This window comes from Pseudomonas sp. IT-P44, from assembly GCF_949768225.1.
Lineage (GTDB): Bacteria > Pseudomonadota > Gammaproteobacteria > Pseudomonadales > Pseudomonadaceae > Aquipseudomonas > Aquipseudomonas migulae.
On sequence record NZ_CATKQM010000008.1, the window covers coordinates 21380 to 36371 of the forward strand.

At 60.6% G+C, this 14992-nt stretch carries 11 protein-coding genes; all 11 read left to right on the plus strand.

Annotation, left to right across the window (positions count from 1 at the left end; all coding sequences use genetic code 11):
- The first annotated feature begins 47 nt into the window (after nt 1-47).
- The 11 genes from ACM6IO_RS04015 to ACM6IO_RS04065 all read left to right on the plus strand — a co-directional run bounded on the left by ACM6IO_RS04015 (nt 48) and on the right by ACM6IO_RS04065 (nt 14846).
- A complete protein-coding gene (locus ACM6IO_RS04015) occupies nt 48-224 on the plus strand; it encodes a hypothetical protein (RefSeq protein WP_003176118.1) in 177 nt (58 codons plus the stop codon).
- Nucleotides 208-3162, plus strand: a complete 2955-nt coding sequence (locus ACM6IO_RS04020) for a sensor histidine kinase (RefSeq protein WP_008033180.1) — start codon at nt 208-210, stop codon at nt 3160-3162. The genes ACM6IO_RS04015 and ACM6IO_RS04020 overlap by 17 nt, the downstream gene beginning before the upstream one ends.
- Nucleotides 3163-3184: 22 nt before the next feature.
- The gene (locus ACM6IO_RS04025; protein ID WP_008036379.1) at nt 3185-4621 is read left to right on the plus strand and encodes a sigma-54-dependent transcriptional regulator; all 1437 of its coding nucleotides are present in this window, start codon (nt 3185-3187) and stop codon (nt 4619-4621) included.
- A gap of 691 nt (nt 4622-5312) precedes the next feature.
- On the plus strand, nt 5313-6713 hold the full coding sequence (locus ACM6IO_RS04030) for a polynucleotide adenylyltransferase PcnB (RefSeq protein ID WP_008033187.1): 1401 nt from the start codon (nt 5313-5315) through the stop codon (nt 6711-6713).
- A gap of 2 nt (nt 6714-6715) precedes the next feature.
- Entirely contained in the window at nt 6716-7195 is a 480-nt protein-coding gene (folK, locus tag ACM6IO_RS04035) for a 2-amino-4-hydroxy-6-hydroxymethyldihydropteridine diphosphokinase (RefSeq protein WP_414910996.1), read from the plus strand.
- 369 nt (nt 7196-7564) lie between these two features.
- Nucleotides 7565-8365 carry a 3-methyl-2-oxobutanoate hydroxymethyltransferase gene (panB, locus tag ACM6IO_RS04040; RefSeq protein ID WP_008033189.1) on the plus strand — a complete coding sequence of 267 codons (801 nt, stop codon included), beginning with the start codon at nt 7565-7567 and terminating at the stop codon, nt 8363-8365.
- Nucleotides 8362-9222, plus strand: coding sequence for a pantoate--beta-alanine ligase (gene panC / locus ACM6IO_RS04045; protein WP_414910997.1), 861 nt, complete (start codon nt 8362-8364; stop codon nt 9220-9222). Before panB ends, panC begins: the two co-directional genes overlap by 4 nt.
- A gap of 196 nt (nt 9223-9418) precedes the next feature.
- Nucleotides 9419-9799: an aspartate 1-decarboxylase gene (gene panD / locus ACM6IO_RS04050; RefSeq protein ID WP_003228271.1), complete on the plus strand. Its 381-nt coding sequence runs from the start codon at nt 9419-9421 to the stop codon at nt 9797-9799.
- 220 nt (nt 9800-10019) lie between these two features.
- Complete coding sequence (pgi, locus tag ACM6IO_RS04055; RefSeq protein ID WP_008033191.1) at nt 10020-11684, plus strand: glucose-6-phosphate isomerase; 1665 nt, start codon at nt 10020-10022, stop codon at nt 11682-11684.
- A gap of 172 nt (nt 11685-11856) precedes the next feature.
- The gene (gene acs, locus ACM6IO_RS04060; protein WP_008033192.1) at nt 11857-13794 is read left to right on the plus strand and encodes an acetate--CoA ligase; all 1938 of its coding nucleotides are present in this window, start codon (nt 11857-11859) and stop codon (nt 13792-13794) included.
- 179 nt (nt 13795-13973) lie between these two features.
- Complete coding sequence (locus ACM6IO_RS04065; RefSeq protein WP_008042829.1) at nt 13974-14846, plus strand: oxygenase MpaB family protein; 873 nt, start codon at nt 13974-13976, stop codon at nt 14844-14846.
- The last annotated feature ends 146 nt before the right edge of the window (nt 14847-14992 follow it).

The following is a 14992-nucleotide window of genomic DNA, read 5'->3' on the forward strand; positions in this document are numbered from 1 at the left end:
CCATCGCCGCACGTTTTCGGGCACGCGCATAAAAAAGAGAGGCCGGGATGTACATCTATCGCTTGGTCCTGCTCCTGGTAGTGGGGATTTACCTGTTTTCCCCGGCCATCATGGATTGGTGGATCGACGCCACTGGCGCCTGGTATCGCCCGTATCTGCTCTGGCTGATTCTGATCGTCGTGACCTTCATCCTGCAGAGCCAAAAAGATGCCGATGAGCTTTAGCCTGACCCAGATGATCCTGATCAGCGCCGCGTACCTGGCGGTGCTGTTCGGCGTCGCCTGGATCAGCGAACGGGGCATGATCCCCCGGGCGATCATTCGCCACCCCCTGACTTACACCCTGTCGCTGGGCGTTTACGCCAGTGCCTGGGCGTTTTACGGCACGGTGGGCCTGGCCTATCAGTACGGCTACGGCTTTCTCTCCAGCTACCTTGGGGTTTCCGGGGCATTTCTGCTCGCGCCGGTGTTGCTGTATCCGATCCTGAAGATCACCCGCACGTATCAACTGTCGTCGCTGGCCGACCTGTTCGCGTTTCGCTTTCGCAGTACCTGGGCCGGCGCACTGACCACGATCTTCATGCTGATCGGCGTGCTGCCGTTGCTGGCCCTGCAGATTCAGGCCGTGGCGGACTCCATCGGTATCCTCACCCGCGAACCGGTGCAGCATCGCGTGGCGCTGAGCTTTTGCGCGCTGATTACGCTGTTCACGATTTTCTTCGGCTCGCGCCACATCGCCACCCGCGAGAAACACGAAGGCCTGGTGTTTGCCATTGCCTTCGAGTCGGTGATCAAGCTGATCGCCATTGGCGGCGTTGGTTTGTATGCGCTGTACGGCGTATTCGACGGCCCGCAACAGCTGGAACTGTGGCTGCTGCAAAACCAGACCGCCCTCGCCGCGCTGCACACGCCTTTGCAGGAAGGCCCGTGGCGCACGCTGTTGCTGGTGTTCTTCGCCTCGGCGATTGTGATGCCGCACATGTACCACATGACCTTTACCGAAAACCTCAACCCGCGCTCGCTGGTCAGCGCGAGCTGGGGCTTGCCGTTGTTCCTGCTGTTGATGAGCCTGGCGGTGCCGCTGATTCTCTGGGCCGGCCTGAAACTGGGGGCCACGACCAATCCGGAATACTTCACGCTGGGCATCGGTATTGCCGCCAACAGCAAAGCCTTGGCGCTGCTGGCGTATGTCGGCGGGCTATCGGCCGCCAGCGGGCTGATCATCGTCACCACCCTGGCCCTGTCCGGGATGGCGCTGAACCACCTGGTGCTGCCGCTCTATCAGCCACCGGCCGAAGGCAACATCTACCGCTGGTTGAAGTGGACACGTCGGGCGCTGATCGTCGCGATCATCATGGCCGGTTACGGCTTCTATCTGCTGCTGGGCGCAGAGCAAGACCTGGCCAACCTCGGCATCGTCGCGTTTGTGGCGACGTTGCAGTTCCTGCCGGGCGTGCTGTCCGTCCTGTACTGGCCGACCGCCAACCGCCGTGGCTTCATCGCCGGTTTGCTGGCAGGGATTCTGGTGTGGCTGGTGACCATGCTGTTGCCGCTGGTCGGCAACCTGCAAGGGTTCTATATCCCGCTGTTGAACATGATCTACGTGCTGGACGATACCAGCTGGCACATGGCCGCAATCGCCTCGTTGGCCGCCAACGTGCTGATGTTCACCCTGATTTCGCTGTTCACCAACGCCAGCCCCGAGGAAGCCAGCGCCGCCGAAGCTTGCGCCGTGGACAACGTGCGTCGCCCGCAACGTCGGGAGTTGCACGCCGCCTCGCCTCAGGAATTCGCCACGCAACTGGCCAAACCCTTGGGCGCCAAGGCAGCGCAGAAAGAAGTCGAACAAGCGCTGCGCGATCTCTACCTGCCGTTCGACGAGCGCCGGCCTTACGCCTTGCGCCGCTTGCGCGACCGGATCGAAGCCAACCTCTCCGGCCTGATGGGCCCGAGCGTGGCGCAGGACATGGTCGAGACCTTCCTGCCTTATAAGGCCGGCGGCGAAAACTACGTCACCGAAGACATTCACTTCATCGAAAGCCGCCTCGAGGATTACCACTCGCGCCTGACCGGCCTGGCTGCCGAACTCGACGCCCTGCGCCGCTATCACCGCCAGACCCTGCAGGAATTGCCGATGGGCGTTTGCTCGCTGGCCAAGGATCAGGAAATCCTCATGTGGAACAAAGCCATGGAGGAGCTGACCGGAATTGCCGCGCAGCGCGTGGTCGGTTCGCGCCTGAGCACCATCGCCGATCCGTGGAAAGAGCTGCTGCAAGGCTTCATCAATCTGCCGGACGAGCATTTGCACAAGCAACATCTGGCCCTTGATGGCCAGACCCGCTGGCTGAACCTGCACAAAGCGGCGATCGACGAACCGCTCGCGCCGGGCAACAGTGGTTTGGTATTGCTGGTGGAAGACCTCACCGAAACGCAGATGCTCGAAGACAAGCTGGTGCACTCCGAGCGTCTGGCCAGCATTGGTCGACTGGCTGCCGGCGTGGCCCATGAAATCGGCAACCCGATCACCGGCATCGCTTGCCTGGCGCAGAACCTGCGCGAAGAACGCGAAGACGATGGCGAGCTGAAGGAAATCAGCGGGCAGATTCTGGAACAGACCAAACGCGTATCGCGCATCGTCCAGTCGCTGATGAGTTTCGCCCACGCAGGCAGTCATCAGCACAACGACGAGCCCGTCTGTCTGGCCGAAGTGGCCCAGGACGCCATTGGTTTGCTGGCCCTGAACCGACGCAATTTCGAAGTGCAGTTCTACAACCTGTGCGACCCCGATCACTGGGTCGAAGGCGATCCGCAGCGACTCGCCCAGGTACTGATCAACCTGCTCTCAAACGCCCGTGACGCCTCGCCTCCCGGCAGCGCGGTGCGGGTAAAAAGCGAAGCCGGCGAACACACGGTCGACCTGATCGTGGAAGACGAAGGCAGCGGTATTCCATCGAGCATCATGGATAGATTGTTCGAACCTTTCTTCACCACCAAGGATCCTGGCGAAGGCACCGGTCTGGGCCTTGCACTGGTCTATTCCATCGTTGAAGAGCATTATGGACAAATCACCATCGACAGCCCGGCTGATGTTCAAAGCCAACGCGGCACCCGTATCCGGGTGACCTTGCCGCGTCATGTCGAAGCGACGTCCGCTGTGAACTGAGACCGTCGAGAGTATCGAATCAATGCCGCACATTTTGATCGTCGAAGACGAAACAATTATCCGCTCCGCCTTGCGCCGCCTGCTGGAACGTAACCAGTACCAGGTCAGCGAAGCCGGTTCAGTGCAGGAAGCACAAGAACGCTTCACCATTCCCACGTTCGACCTGATCGTCAGCGACCTGCGTTTGCCTGGCGCGCCGGGCACCGAGTTGATCAAACTCGGCCAGGGCACGCCGGTGCTGATCATGACCAGCTACGCCAGCCTGCGTTCGGCGGTCGACTCCATGAAGATGGGCGCGGTGGATTACATCGCCAAGCCTTTCGACCACGACGAAATGCTCCAGGCTGTCGCACGCATCCTGCGTGACCGGCAATCGGTACAGGCCAGCGGTGAACCTGCCGTCGGCAAAGCCGGCAATGGCGCGGCGAAACCGGGTGTCGACAACAGCAACGGCGAAATCGGCATCATCGGTTCGTGCCCGCCGATGCAGGATCTGTACAGCAAGATCCGCAAAGTCGCGCCGACCGATTCCAATGTCCTGATCCAGGGCGAGTCCGGTACCGGTAAAGAACTGGTGGCCCGCGCCCTGCACAACCTGTCCAGGCGCGCCAAGGCACCGATGATTTCGGTGAACTGCGCGGCGATTCCGGAAAGCCTGATCGAGTCCGAACTGTTCGGCCACGAAAAAGGCGCGTTCACCGGTGCCAGCGCCGGGCGTGCAGGCCTGGTGGAAGCGGCTGATGGCGGCACTTTGTTCCTCGACGAAATCGGCGAACTGCCACTGGAAGCCCAGGCCCGCTTGCTGCGCGTGTTGCAGGAAGGCGAAATTCGCCGGGTCGGTTCGGTCCAGTCGCAGAAAGTCGATGTGCGCCTGATCGCCGCGACTCACCGGGATCTCAAGAGCCTGGCGAAGATCGGCCAGTTCCGTGAAGACTTGTATTACCGCCTCCACGTGATCGCCCTGAAACTGCCGGCCCTGCGTGAGCGCGGTGCCGACGTCAACGAAATCGCCAATGCCTTCCTGGCGCGGCAGAGCGCGCGGGTCAACCGCACCGACCTGAAGTTCGCCGCGGACGCCGAGCAGGCAATTCGTCATTACTCCTGGCCGGGCAACGTGCGCGAACTGGAAAACGCGGTGGAACGCGCGGTCATCCTGTGCGAGAGCCCGGAAATTTCCGCCGAGCTGCTGGGCATCGACATTGAACTGAGCGACCTGGAAGACGACGAGTTCATCGGCCTGCCCCCGCAACAGGGCAACGGCGCCGGCAACAACAATCATGAGCCGACCGAAGACCTGTCACTGGAGGACTACTTCCAGCACTTCGTCCTCGAACATCAGGACCACATGACCGAAACCGAGCTGGCACGCAAACTGGGCGTCAGCCGTAAATGCCTGTGGGAACGCCGCCAACGCCTGGGCATTCCGCGGCGCAAGACCGGGGTGGCCAGCGAGAGCTGAGCGGGTAACACATGATTGTGTGAAGAAACTGTTACCCCAGTTTTTTCACGTAACAGAAACCGGGGCTTACGGTAACGAAGCCCCGGTTTTTTTTGGCCTCGAAAAAGCCCATCAAGTGACGTAACCCCTTGTTTTGCTAGGCTTCGCAAAAGTTGGCACGCACCCTGCTATATGTTTGGTACAAGAACAATAACAAGCAATGTACAAGACAATAAAAATAAGACGTATCGACTCACGCACAATAAAAACAAGACGGCATGAGGCGTAGCTAACTGATTCTTTTGGAGAGGCGTTGTATTTGGGGCTTGCCCCACGACCAGGCCGAGAACAACAAAAAACTGTCTTGAGACAGAGCCTGAACTGGTTGGATCGCAAGATCACTGCAGCACAGCGACCAAAGCAATCCGTTTGCTCTTGGCTCCCGATTGGGAGGGTCATGAAGGAAAACTTCATGACGCGGGCACTCAACAAAAACAAGAAGCCCGAAACCAATAACAAAAATAGAACATGCAACTACTTCTTGGGGAGCTTCGGCTCCCCTTGTAGTTTCTGGCGTTTACGCCCGTGCCAGACACGCCCTTCAAGCGCTTGCGCAGCTTCCTACACCATCCCCCGACTAAATGCTAGAATCCCCGCCCATCATGCGGTCATTCTTCGTTTTGGCCGAACATTCCTTCAAACAGTGCATCCCATGCTGAAGAAGCTGTTCCAGTCATTCCGTTCTCCCAAGCGTCATACGCAACACATCCGCAGCACGCCTGAAGTGCTTAACAGCGGCCAACACTCGCTGCAAAAGGCACAATTCAGCCGTTACGCGGTGAATATCGTCGAACGCCTGCAGAACGCCGGTTACCAGGCTTACCTGGTCGGCGGTTGTGTGCGTGACATGATGCTCGGCATCACACCAAAAGACTTTGACGTCGCCACCAGTGCCACCCCTGAACAGGTGCGCGCCGAATTCCGCAATGCGCGGATCATCGGCCGCCGCTTCAAACTGGTGCATATCCACTTTGGCCGCGAAATCATTGAAGTCGCGACCTTCCGCGCCAATCACCCGCAAAACGATGAAGAGGAAGACAGCAACCAGTCTTCCCGCAACGAGAGCGGGCGCATTCTGCGCGATAACGTCTACGGCACGCTGGAAGAGGACGCGCAACGCCGCGACTTCACCATCAACGCCCTGTATTACGATCCGGTCAGCGAGCGCATCCTCGACTACGCCAACGGCGTACACGACATCCGCAACCACCTGATCCGCCTGATCGGCGATCCGAAACAACGCTACCAGGAAGACCCGGTGCGGATGCTGCGCGCCGTGCGTTTCGCCGCCAAGCTGAATTTCGGCATCGAAAAACACAGCGCCCTGCCGATCCGCGACCTGGCACCGATGCTGCGCGAGATCCCGTCGGCCCGTCTGTTCGAAGAAGTGCTCAAGCTGTTCCTCTCCGGCCACGCCGCGGACACCTTCGAGATGCTGGTCGACCTGCAGCTGTTCGATCCGCTGTTCCCGGCCAGTGCCGAGGCGCTGGAATACAACCCGACGTACACCCACACCCTGATCAGCGAAGCGCTGATCAACACCGACCTGCGCATCAAGCAGAACAAACCGGTGACCCCGGCGTTCCTGTTTGCAGCCCTGCTGTGGCCTGCCCTGCCCGCCCGCGTGCTGCGCTTGCAGGAACGTGGCATGCCGCCGATTCCGGCGATGCAGGAAGCGGCGCACGAGCTGATTGCCGAACAGTGCCAGCGGATCGCGATTCCAAAACGCTTCACCATGCCGATCCGCGAGATCTGGGACATGCAGGAACGCCTGCCGCGCCGCAGCGGCAAACGCGCCGACCTGTTGCTGGACAACCCGCGCTTCCGCGCCGGTTACGACTTTTTGCTGCTGCGCGAAAGCGCTGGCGAACAGACCGATGGCCTGGGCGAATGGTGGACGGATTATCAGGACGCCAACGACAGCGAACGTCGTGACATGATCCGCGACCTCAGCGGCAAGGAAGACGGCACTGGCGCACCACGCAAACGTCGCCGCAGCGGCGGTGCCAAGCGCAAACGTGCAGCCGGCGCACCGAGCACCACGGGCGAGTAAGCATGGAACGCATCTACATCGGCATGGGCAGCAACCTGGCTGACCCCGCCGAACAATTGCGCAGCGCCGTCGAAGCGCTGGCGCGGTTGCCGCAGACCGAACTGGTCGGGGTTTCCGGGTTTTATCAGAGCGACTCGCTGCTGCCTGGCCAACCGCGTTACACCAACGCAGTGGCCGCCCTCGACAGCACGCTTGCCCCGCTGGAGCTGCTCGATGCGCTGCAAGCCATCGAGAACGGACAGGGTCGCGAGCGTCTTGAGCGCTGGGGGCCACGCACGCTTGATCTCGACATCCTGCTGTTCGGTGATCGGCTGATCGACGAGCCACGCCTCAAAGTGCCCCACTACCATATGCAGGAACGCGCGTTCGTTCTGTACCCGTTGGCCGAATTGGCGCCGGTGGATTTGCGGTTGGCCGATGGCCGTACCTTGGCCGAACTGCTTCAGGCCTGCCCGTTCGTCGGGTTGGAACGCTTGCCCTGACCTCCGCCATCCCCCTGTAGGAGCGAAGCTTGCTCGCGAAAGCGGTGTAACAGTCGACATAAATATTGAATGTCACACCGCTTTCGCGAGCAAGCTTCGCTCCTACAAAATCTAATGCCCCGCTAGATTGCGGCTGCTGAATCGCATCAGTTACTTCGGTAACACCCCACGCGTAACAATGCGGTAACACACGCAATTGACTTCCCGAGTTCTCCTCACGACTATAGGCGTCCCGCTGCCGCCAACACGGCGTTAAAGGGCGCAATCCAGGCCTTAAAAGCACGACAACAGACCGTGCGCCTGTATTTAACGAAGAATCACGCGCGTTACTCGCAGTAGTTTCCACAGCGCCTGAATGAGGAACTTTTCATGCCAGCCATCACCCTGACCACTCTGCAAGGTCTCAAGCAAAAAGGTGAAAAAATCACCATGCTGACCTGCTATGACGCGACCTTCGCCCACGCCTGCAATGAAGCTGGCGTCGAAGTGCTGCTGGTGGGCGACTCCCTCGGCATGGTTCTGCAAGGTCACGACAGCACCCTGCCGGTGACCACCGCCGAGATGGCTTACCACGTCGCCGCAGTCAAACGCGGTAACACCGACGCGTTTATCCTCGCCGACCTGCCCTTCATGGCCTACGCCACTATCGAACAAACCATGACCAACAGCGCCCAGTTGATGCAGGCCGGTGCACACATGGTCAAGGTCGAAGGTGCGCTGTGGCTGGCGGACTCGATCCGTCTGCTGGCCGAGCGCGGCATCCCGGTGTGCGCGCACATGGGCCTGACGCCGCAATCGGTGAACATTCTGGGCGGTTACAAAGTCCAGGGCCGTAGCGAGAACCAGGCACGGCAGATGCGCGCCGACGCCATCGCCCTGGAACAGGCCGGTGCCGCCATGCTGCTGCTCGAATGCGTGCCGAGCGAACTGGCTCAGGAAATCACCCAGGCAGTGGGGATTCCGGTGATCGGCATCGGTGCCGGCAGCGGTACCGACGGCCAGGTCCTGGTGCTGCACGACATGCTCGGCCTGTCGATCACTGGCCGAGTGCCAAAGTTCGTGAAGAACTTCATGAACGGCCAAACCAGCATTCACGCGGCCCTGAGCGCTTATGTCACTGAAGTCAAAGCGGCGACTTTCCCTGGTATCGAACACGGATTCTCTGCATGAACACCGTAAAAACCGTACGCGAATTGCGGGCCGCCGTGGCCCGCGCCCGCAGTGAAGGCAAGCGCATCGCCTTCGTACCGACCATGGGCAACCTGCACAGCGGTCATATCGCGCTGATTACCAAGGCCTCCCAGCGGGCGGACTTCGTGGTCGCGAGTATTTTCGTCAACCCGCTGCAATTCGGCGCCGGCGAAGACCTCGACAAGTACCCGCGCACCCTGGCAGCGGACCAGGAACAACTGCTCGAGGCCGGTTGCCACTTGTTGTTCGCGCCCGCCGTAGAAGAAATGTACCCCGACGGCATGACCGGCCAGACCCGCGTCAGCGTTCCACAACTGTCCGAAGGCCTGTGCGGCGCCAGCCGTCCGGGGCATTTCGAAGGCGTGGCGACGGTGGTCAGCAAACTGTTCAACATGGTTCAGCCGGACCTGGCGATCTTTGGCCAGAAAGATTTCCAGCAACTGGCCGTGATTCGCGCGCTGGTGCATGACCTGAACATGCCGATCCAGATCATCGGCGAGCCGACGGTCCGTGCGGCCGATGGGCTGGCATTGTCATCGCGCAACGGCTTTCTCAGTGAAGAACAGCGGGCCGTGGCGCCGGTTGTGTATCGCACGCTGACCTCGATTGCTGATGCCATTAAACAGGGTGAGCGCGATTTTCCGGCGTTGATCGCCGCACAGACCAAACAGCTTGAAGCTGCGGGTTTGCGCACCGACTACCTGGAAATCCGCCATGCGCTGACCTTGCGCCCGGCGACGGCGGAAGATCGGGACCTGGTGATTCTGGTGGCAGCGTTCCTCGGCACCACGCGGTTGATCGACAACCTGCACCTGAACCTCGACGCACCCGTCTGAACACCACAACCCCTCTGTAGGAGCGAAGCTTGCTCGCGAAAGCATCGCGTCATTCGACATCTGCATCGACTGACACGGCGCCTTCGCGAGCAAGCTTCGCTCCTACAGGGAGTTGCGTTGCCTCGCCGCTGTATTGCTGCCCACAATCGCTTCGGGCAAACTGCCCGCCGTTCGATTCCGACCTGGGAAAACACTCATGCACGCCATCATGCTCAAGGCCAAGCTGCATCGCGCCGAAGTCACCCACGCAGTACTCGATTACGAAGGTTCTTGCGCCATCGACGGCGAATGGCTGGACTTGTCCGGCATCCGTGAATACGAACAGATCCAGATCTACAACGTCGACAACGGCGAACGCTTCACCACCTACGCCATTCGTGGCGAAGAAGGCTCGCGCATGATCTCGGTCAATGGCGCCGCCGCCCACAAGGCCAAGGTCGGTGACCGTGTGATCATCTGTGCTTACGCTCACTACAGCGAAGCCGAGCTGCTCAACTTCAAGCCGCGCATGCTCTACATGGCACCGGGTAACGAGCTGAGCCACACCAGCAATGCCATTCCGGTTCAGGTCGCCTGACCGAACCTTCTCTTCCGTTTGTCGGACCGTTCCCTGCTTCATGTACAAAAAAGTACCGGGAACGGGTCAGACAAAGTCAAGACAGATCGCAGCGCGAGGTTTACTGTATTCGCCCTGTGCCATGAAATCGTGTCGACGCAGTTGACCGGACGCCCACCCACGGCGCTCCGGGATTTTTAGTGTTCAAAAGGCCGTTCAAGTAAAAAGGAAACCCGCAGCGATGGCGTACTACCGCACTCCTCAAGACGTGACCGCTCTGCCCGCCTGGCAGGCGCTGAATGACCACCGCCAAGCCATGCAGGATTTCAGCATGCGCGAAGCCTTCAATGCCGATCCGCAGCGCTTTACCCAATTCACCCTCAGCAGCTGCGGCCTGTTTCTCGACTACTCGAAGAACCTGATCAACGCCGAGACCCGCAATCTGCTGGTGGGCCTGGCCAATGAAGTTGACCTCAAGGGCGCGATCAAGGCGCTGTTCGAAGGCGAAATCGTCAACTCCTCCGAAGGACGCCCGGCCCTGCACACCGCGCTGCGCCGCCCAGTGGGCGAGAAGCTGTCGGTCAACGGCGTCAACGTGATGCCCGAAGTACACAAGGTCTTGAACAAGATCACCGACCTCGTGGGCCGTATCCACGACGGTCTGTGGCGCGGTTACACCGAGAAGCCGATCACCGACGTGGTGAACATCGGCATCGGTGGCTCGTTCCTCGGCCCAGAGCTGGTATCCGAAGCCCTGCTGTCCTACGCCCAGAAAGGCGTGCGCTGCCATTACCTGGCGAACATCGACGGCACCGAGCTTCATGAACTGACCATGAAGCTGCGCGCCGAGACCACGCTGTTTATCGTTTCGTCGAAGTCCTTCAACACCCTCGAAACCCTGAAAAACGCCCAGGCCGCTCGCGCCTGGTACCTGGCTCAAGGTGGTTCGGAAGCCGAGCTGTATCGTCACTTCATCGCGGTCTCGAGCAACAACGCCGCCGCCGTGGCGTTCGGTATCCGCGAAGAAAACATCTTCCCGATGTGGGATTGGGTCGGCGGCCGTTATTCGCTGTGGTCGGCCATCGGTTTGCCGATTGCCCTGGCCATCGGCATGTCGAACTTCAAGGAACTGCTGTCCGGTGCCTACACCATGGACCAGCATTTCCAGAGCGCGCCATTCGAACAGAACATGCCGGTGCTGCTGGCGTTGCTCGGTGTCTGGTACGGCAACTTCTGGGGCGCGCAAAGCCACGCGATCCTGCCGTACGACCACTACCTGCGCAACATCACCAAACACTTGCAACAGCTGGACATGGAATCCAACGGCAAGAGCGTGCGCCAGGACGGCACGCCGGTGTCCACTGATACCGGTCCGGTGATCTGGGGTGGCGTGGGCTGCAACGGTCAGCACGCATATCACCAGTTGCTGCACCAAGGCACCCAACTGATTCCGGCCGACTTCATTGTGCCGATCGTCAGCTTCAACCCGGTGTCCGATCACCACCAGTGGCTGTACGCCAACTGCCTGTCGCAAAGCCAGGCACTGATGCTCGGCAAGACCCGCGCCGAGGCCGAATCCGAGCTGCGTGACAAAGGCATGGCCGAAGCCGACGTGCAGAAACTCGCGCCGCACAAGGTGATCCCGGGCAACCGTCCGAGCAACACCCTGGTGGTCGAACGCATCAGCCCGCGTCGTCTCGGCGCACTGGTGGCGATGTACGAACACAAAGTCTTCGTGCAAAGCGTGATCTGGGGCATCAACGCCTTCGACCAGTGGGGCGTGGAGCTGGGCAAAGAGCTGGGCAAAGGCGTCTACAACCGTCTGGTCGGCAGCGAAGAAACCCCGGCTGACGATGCTTCCACCCAAGGGCTGATCAACTATTTCCGCGGTCGTCACCGCGGTTAATCTGACGCCACTCCTACAGACGGTACTAACCTTGTAGGAGCCGGCTTGCTGGCGATAGCGGTGTGTCATTCAACATTTTTGTCGACTGATACGCCGCTATCGCCAGCAAGCCGGCTCCTACGAGGGTCGCGTAGCTCCCCTCTTGTCGCAAAAACAAGAAGAAGGAACCGTCATGTTCGATATCAGCACGTTCCCCAAAGCCGATGCCGTCCGCCGGGCCGCACACCTCAGTCAAGACGACTACAAGCGCCTGTACCGTCAATCCATCGAGCACCCCAGTGAATTCTGGGCTGAACAGGCCACACGCTTCCTCGACTGGAGCACACCGTGGAAAACCGTCCAGCGCTATGACCTGAAAACCGGCGAAGCCAGCTGGTTTGCCGGCGGAAAATTAAACGTCAGCTACAACTGCATCGACCGCCACCTGGAAAAACGCGGCGATCAGATCGCAATCCTCTGGGAAGGCGATGACCCCGCCGAATCGGCCCAGATCACTTACAAAAAACTGCATCACAACGTCTGCCGCCTGGCCAATGTGCTCAAAAGCCGTGGCGTGAAGAAAGGTGACCGCGTGTGCATTTACATGCCGATGATCCCCGAAGCCGCCTACGCCATGCTCGCCTGCACGCGAATCGGTGCGGTGCATTCGGTGGTGTTTGGCGGTTTCTCCCCGGACTCGGTGCGCGACCGCATTCTCGATGCCGACTGCCGCACCGTGATCACCGCCGATGAAGGCGTGCGCGGCGGCAAATTCGTACAGCTCAAGCAGAAAGTCGACCAGGCGCTGAAAAGTTGCCCGAACGTCAGCACCGTGATCGTGGTCGAGCGCACCCAAGGCGATGTCGACTGGGTCGAAGGCCGCGACCTCTGGTATCACCAGGCCCTGCGCGACGTCGACGACAATTGCCCGCCGGAACCCATGGACGCCGAAGATCCGCTGTTCATCCTCTACACCTCCGGCAGCACCGGCAAACCCAAAGGCGTGTTGCACACCACCGGCGGTTACTTGCTGCAAGCGGCGATGACCTTCAAATACGTGCTCGACTACCGCGACAACGAAGTCTTCTGGTGCACCGCCGATGTCGGCTGGGTCACCGGCCACAGTTACATCGTCTACGGCCCGCTGGCCAACGGCGCGACCACGCTGATCTTCGAGGGCGTGCCGAGCTACCCGAGCAGTTCGCGCTTCTGGCAGGTGATCGACAAGCACCACGTGAACATCTTCTACACCGCCCCCACCGCCCTGCGCTCGCTGATGCGCGAAGGCCCCGAACCGCTGAAGGAAACGTCCCGCGCGAGCCTCAGATTACTCGGCAGCGTCGGTGAGCCGATCAACCCGGAAGCGTGGGATTGGTATTTCAACGTCGTCGGCGAACAGCGTTGCCCGATCGTTGACACCTGGTGGCAGACCGAAACCGGCGGCATCATGCTCAGCCCGCTGGTGAGCGCACAGCGGATCAAACCCGGCTGCGCCACGCAACCGATGTTCGGGGTGCAGCCGGTGTTGCTCGACGAAGTGGGCAAGGAAATCAAAGGCGCCGGCAGCGGCGTGCTGGCGATCAAATCCAGCTGGCCGGCGCAGATCCGCAGTGTCTACGGCGATCCGCAACGGATGGTCGACACCTATTTCAAACCCTACCCTGGCTACTATTTCACCGGCGACGGCGCGCGGCGCGACGAGGACGGCGATTACTGGATCACCGGGCGCATTGACGACGTGATCAACGTTTCCGGCCACCGCATCGGCACCGCCGAAGTGGAAAGCGCGCTGGTGCTGCACGACAGCATCGCCGAAGCGGCGGTGGTCGGTTACCCTCACGACGTCAAAGGCCAGGGCATCTATGCCTTTGTCACGCCCATGAACGGTACCGACCCCACCGATGAACTGAAGAAGGAATTGCTGGCCCACGTCAGCAAGGAAATCGGCAGTTTTGCCAAACCGGACCTGATCCAGTGGGCCCCGGCCTTGCCGAAAACCCGTTCGGGCAAGATCATGCGACGGATTCTGCGCAAGATCGCCTGTAATGAGCTGGACAGCCTGGGCGACACCTCGACGTTGGCCGACCCGAGCGTGGTTCAGGATCTGGTGGATAAACGCTTGAACCAATAACGTGTGCACGCCTTGCCCTTGTAGGAGCCGGCTTGCTGCGGGCGGCGTTCCGACGATTGCGGCGTATCAATCGACAAAAATGTTGAATGACACACCGCTATCGTCGGAACGCCGCCCGCAGCAAGCCGGCTCCTACAGGGGGAGATTGGCGCTCCCCTTTTTTTCAGCAATGAGTCGCCATGGAATTCATCCGCAGCCGCATCGAAACCCAGGTCATGAGCCTCACCGGCCTGTCCCTCGGCAAGCTCGACCTGGAAAACCCCAAGGGTGATCCCGGCCTGTTCGGCCCTGATTCGGTCAGTTGGCAAGTTCACGGCGACTTCAGCAGCATGCTCATCGGCGGCATCAGCGCGTTGATGCTGCAAGCCCTGCACCCCTTGGCGCTGGCCGGGGTCTGGGACCATTCGAATTTTCGCGAGGACATGCTCGGTCGCCTGCGCCGCACCGGGCAGTTCATTTCCGGCACCACCTTCGGCTCGCGCAAAGATGCCGACTGGCTGATCGAGAAAGTCCGCACCATCCACCTGCAAGTGACCGGCACCGCGCCGGATGGCCGGCCTTACGCCGCCAGTGATCCCGACTTGTTGACCTGGGTGCACGTGGCCGAAGTCAGCAACTTCCTCGCGGCGCATTTGCGTTATCGCAACCCACACCTTTCGCTGGCCGATCAGGACCGTTACTACGATGAAATCGCCTTGGTCGCCGAACGCCTGGGCGCGCGTGACGTACCGCGTTCGCGACAGGAAACGGCCGAATACCTTGAGCGCATTCGTCCGCAATTGCTGTGCGACGAGCGCAGTCGCGAGGTGCTGAGACTGTTGTTGAACGCACCCTCCCCGAGCCGTCTGGCCAAGCCGTTCGGTGGGTTGATGATGCAGGCAGGCATTGACCTGCTGCCGGATTGGGCCAGCGACATGCTCGGTGTGCGCCAAAGTGCCCTGCAACGCAAACTGATCCGCGCCAGCGTCAACCGCAGCGCACCGATGCTGCGCTGGGCCGTGCGTAATGGCTCGGTGCATCGGGCGAAGCGACGGATGGGACTACCAACCTGATCCCCTTGTAGGAGCGAGGCTTGCCCGCGAAGAACGATAACGCGGTGTATCCGCCAGACCGTGCGGCATTCTTCGCGGGCAAGCCTCGCTCCTACAAGTCCTCTCGTGCGCAAGCTGTTAAACTCCCGCGCCAAATTCCCTCCCCT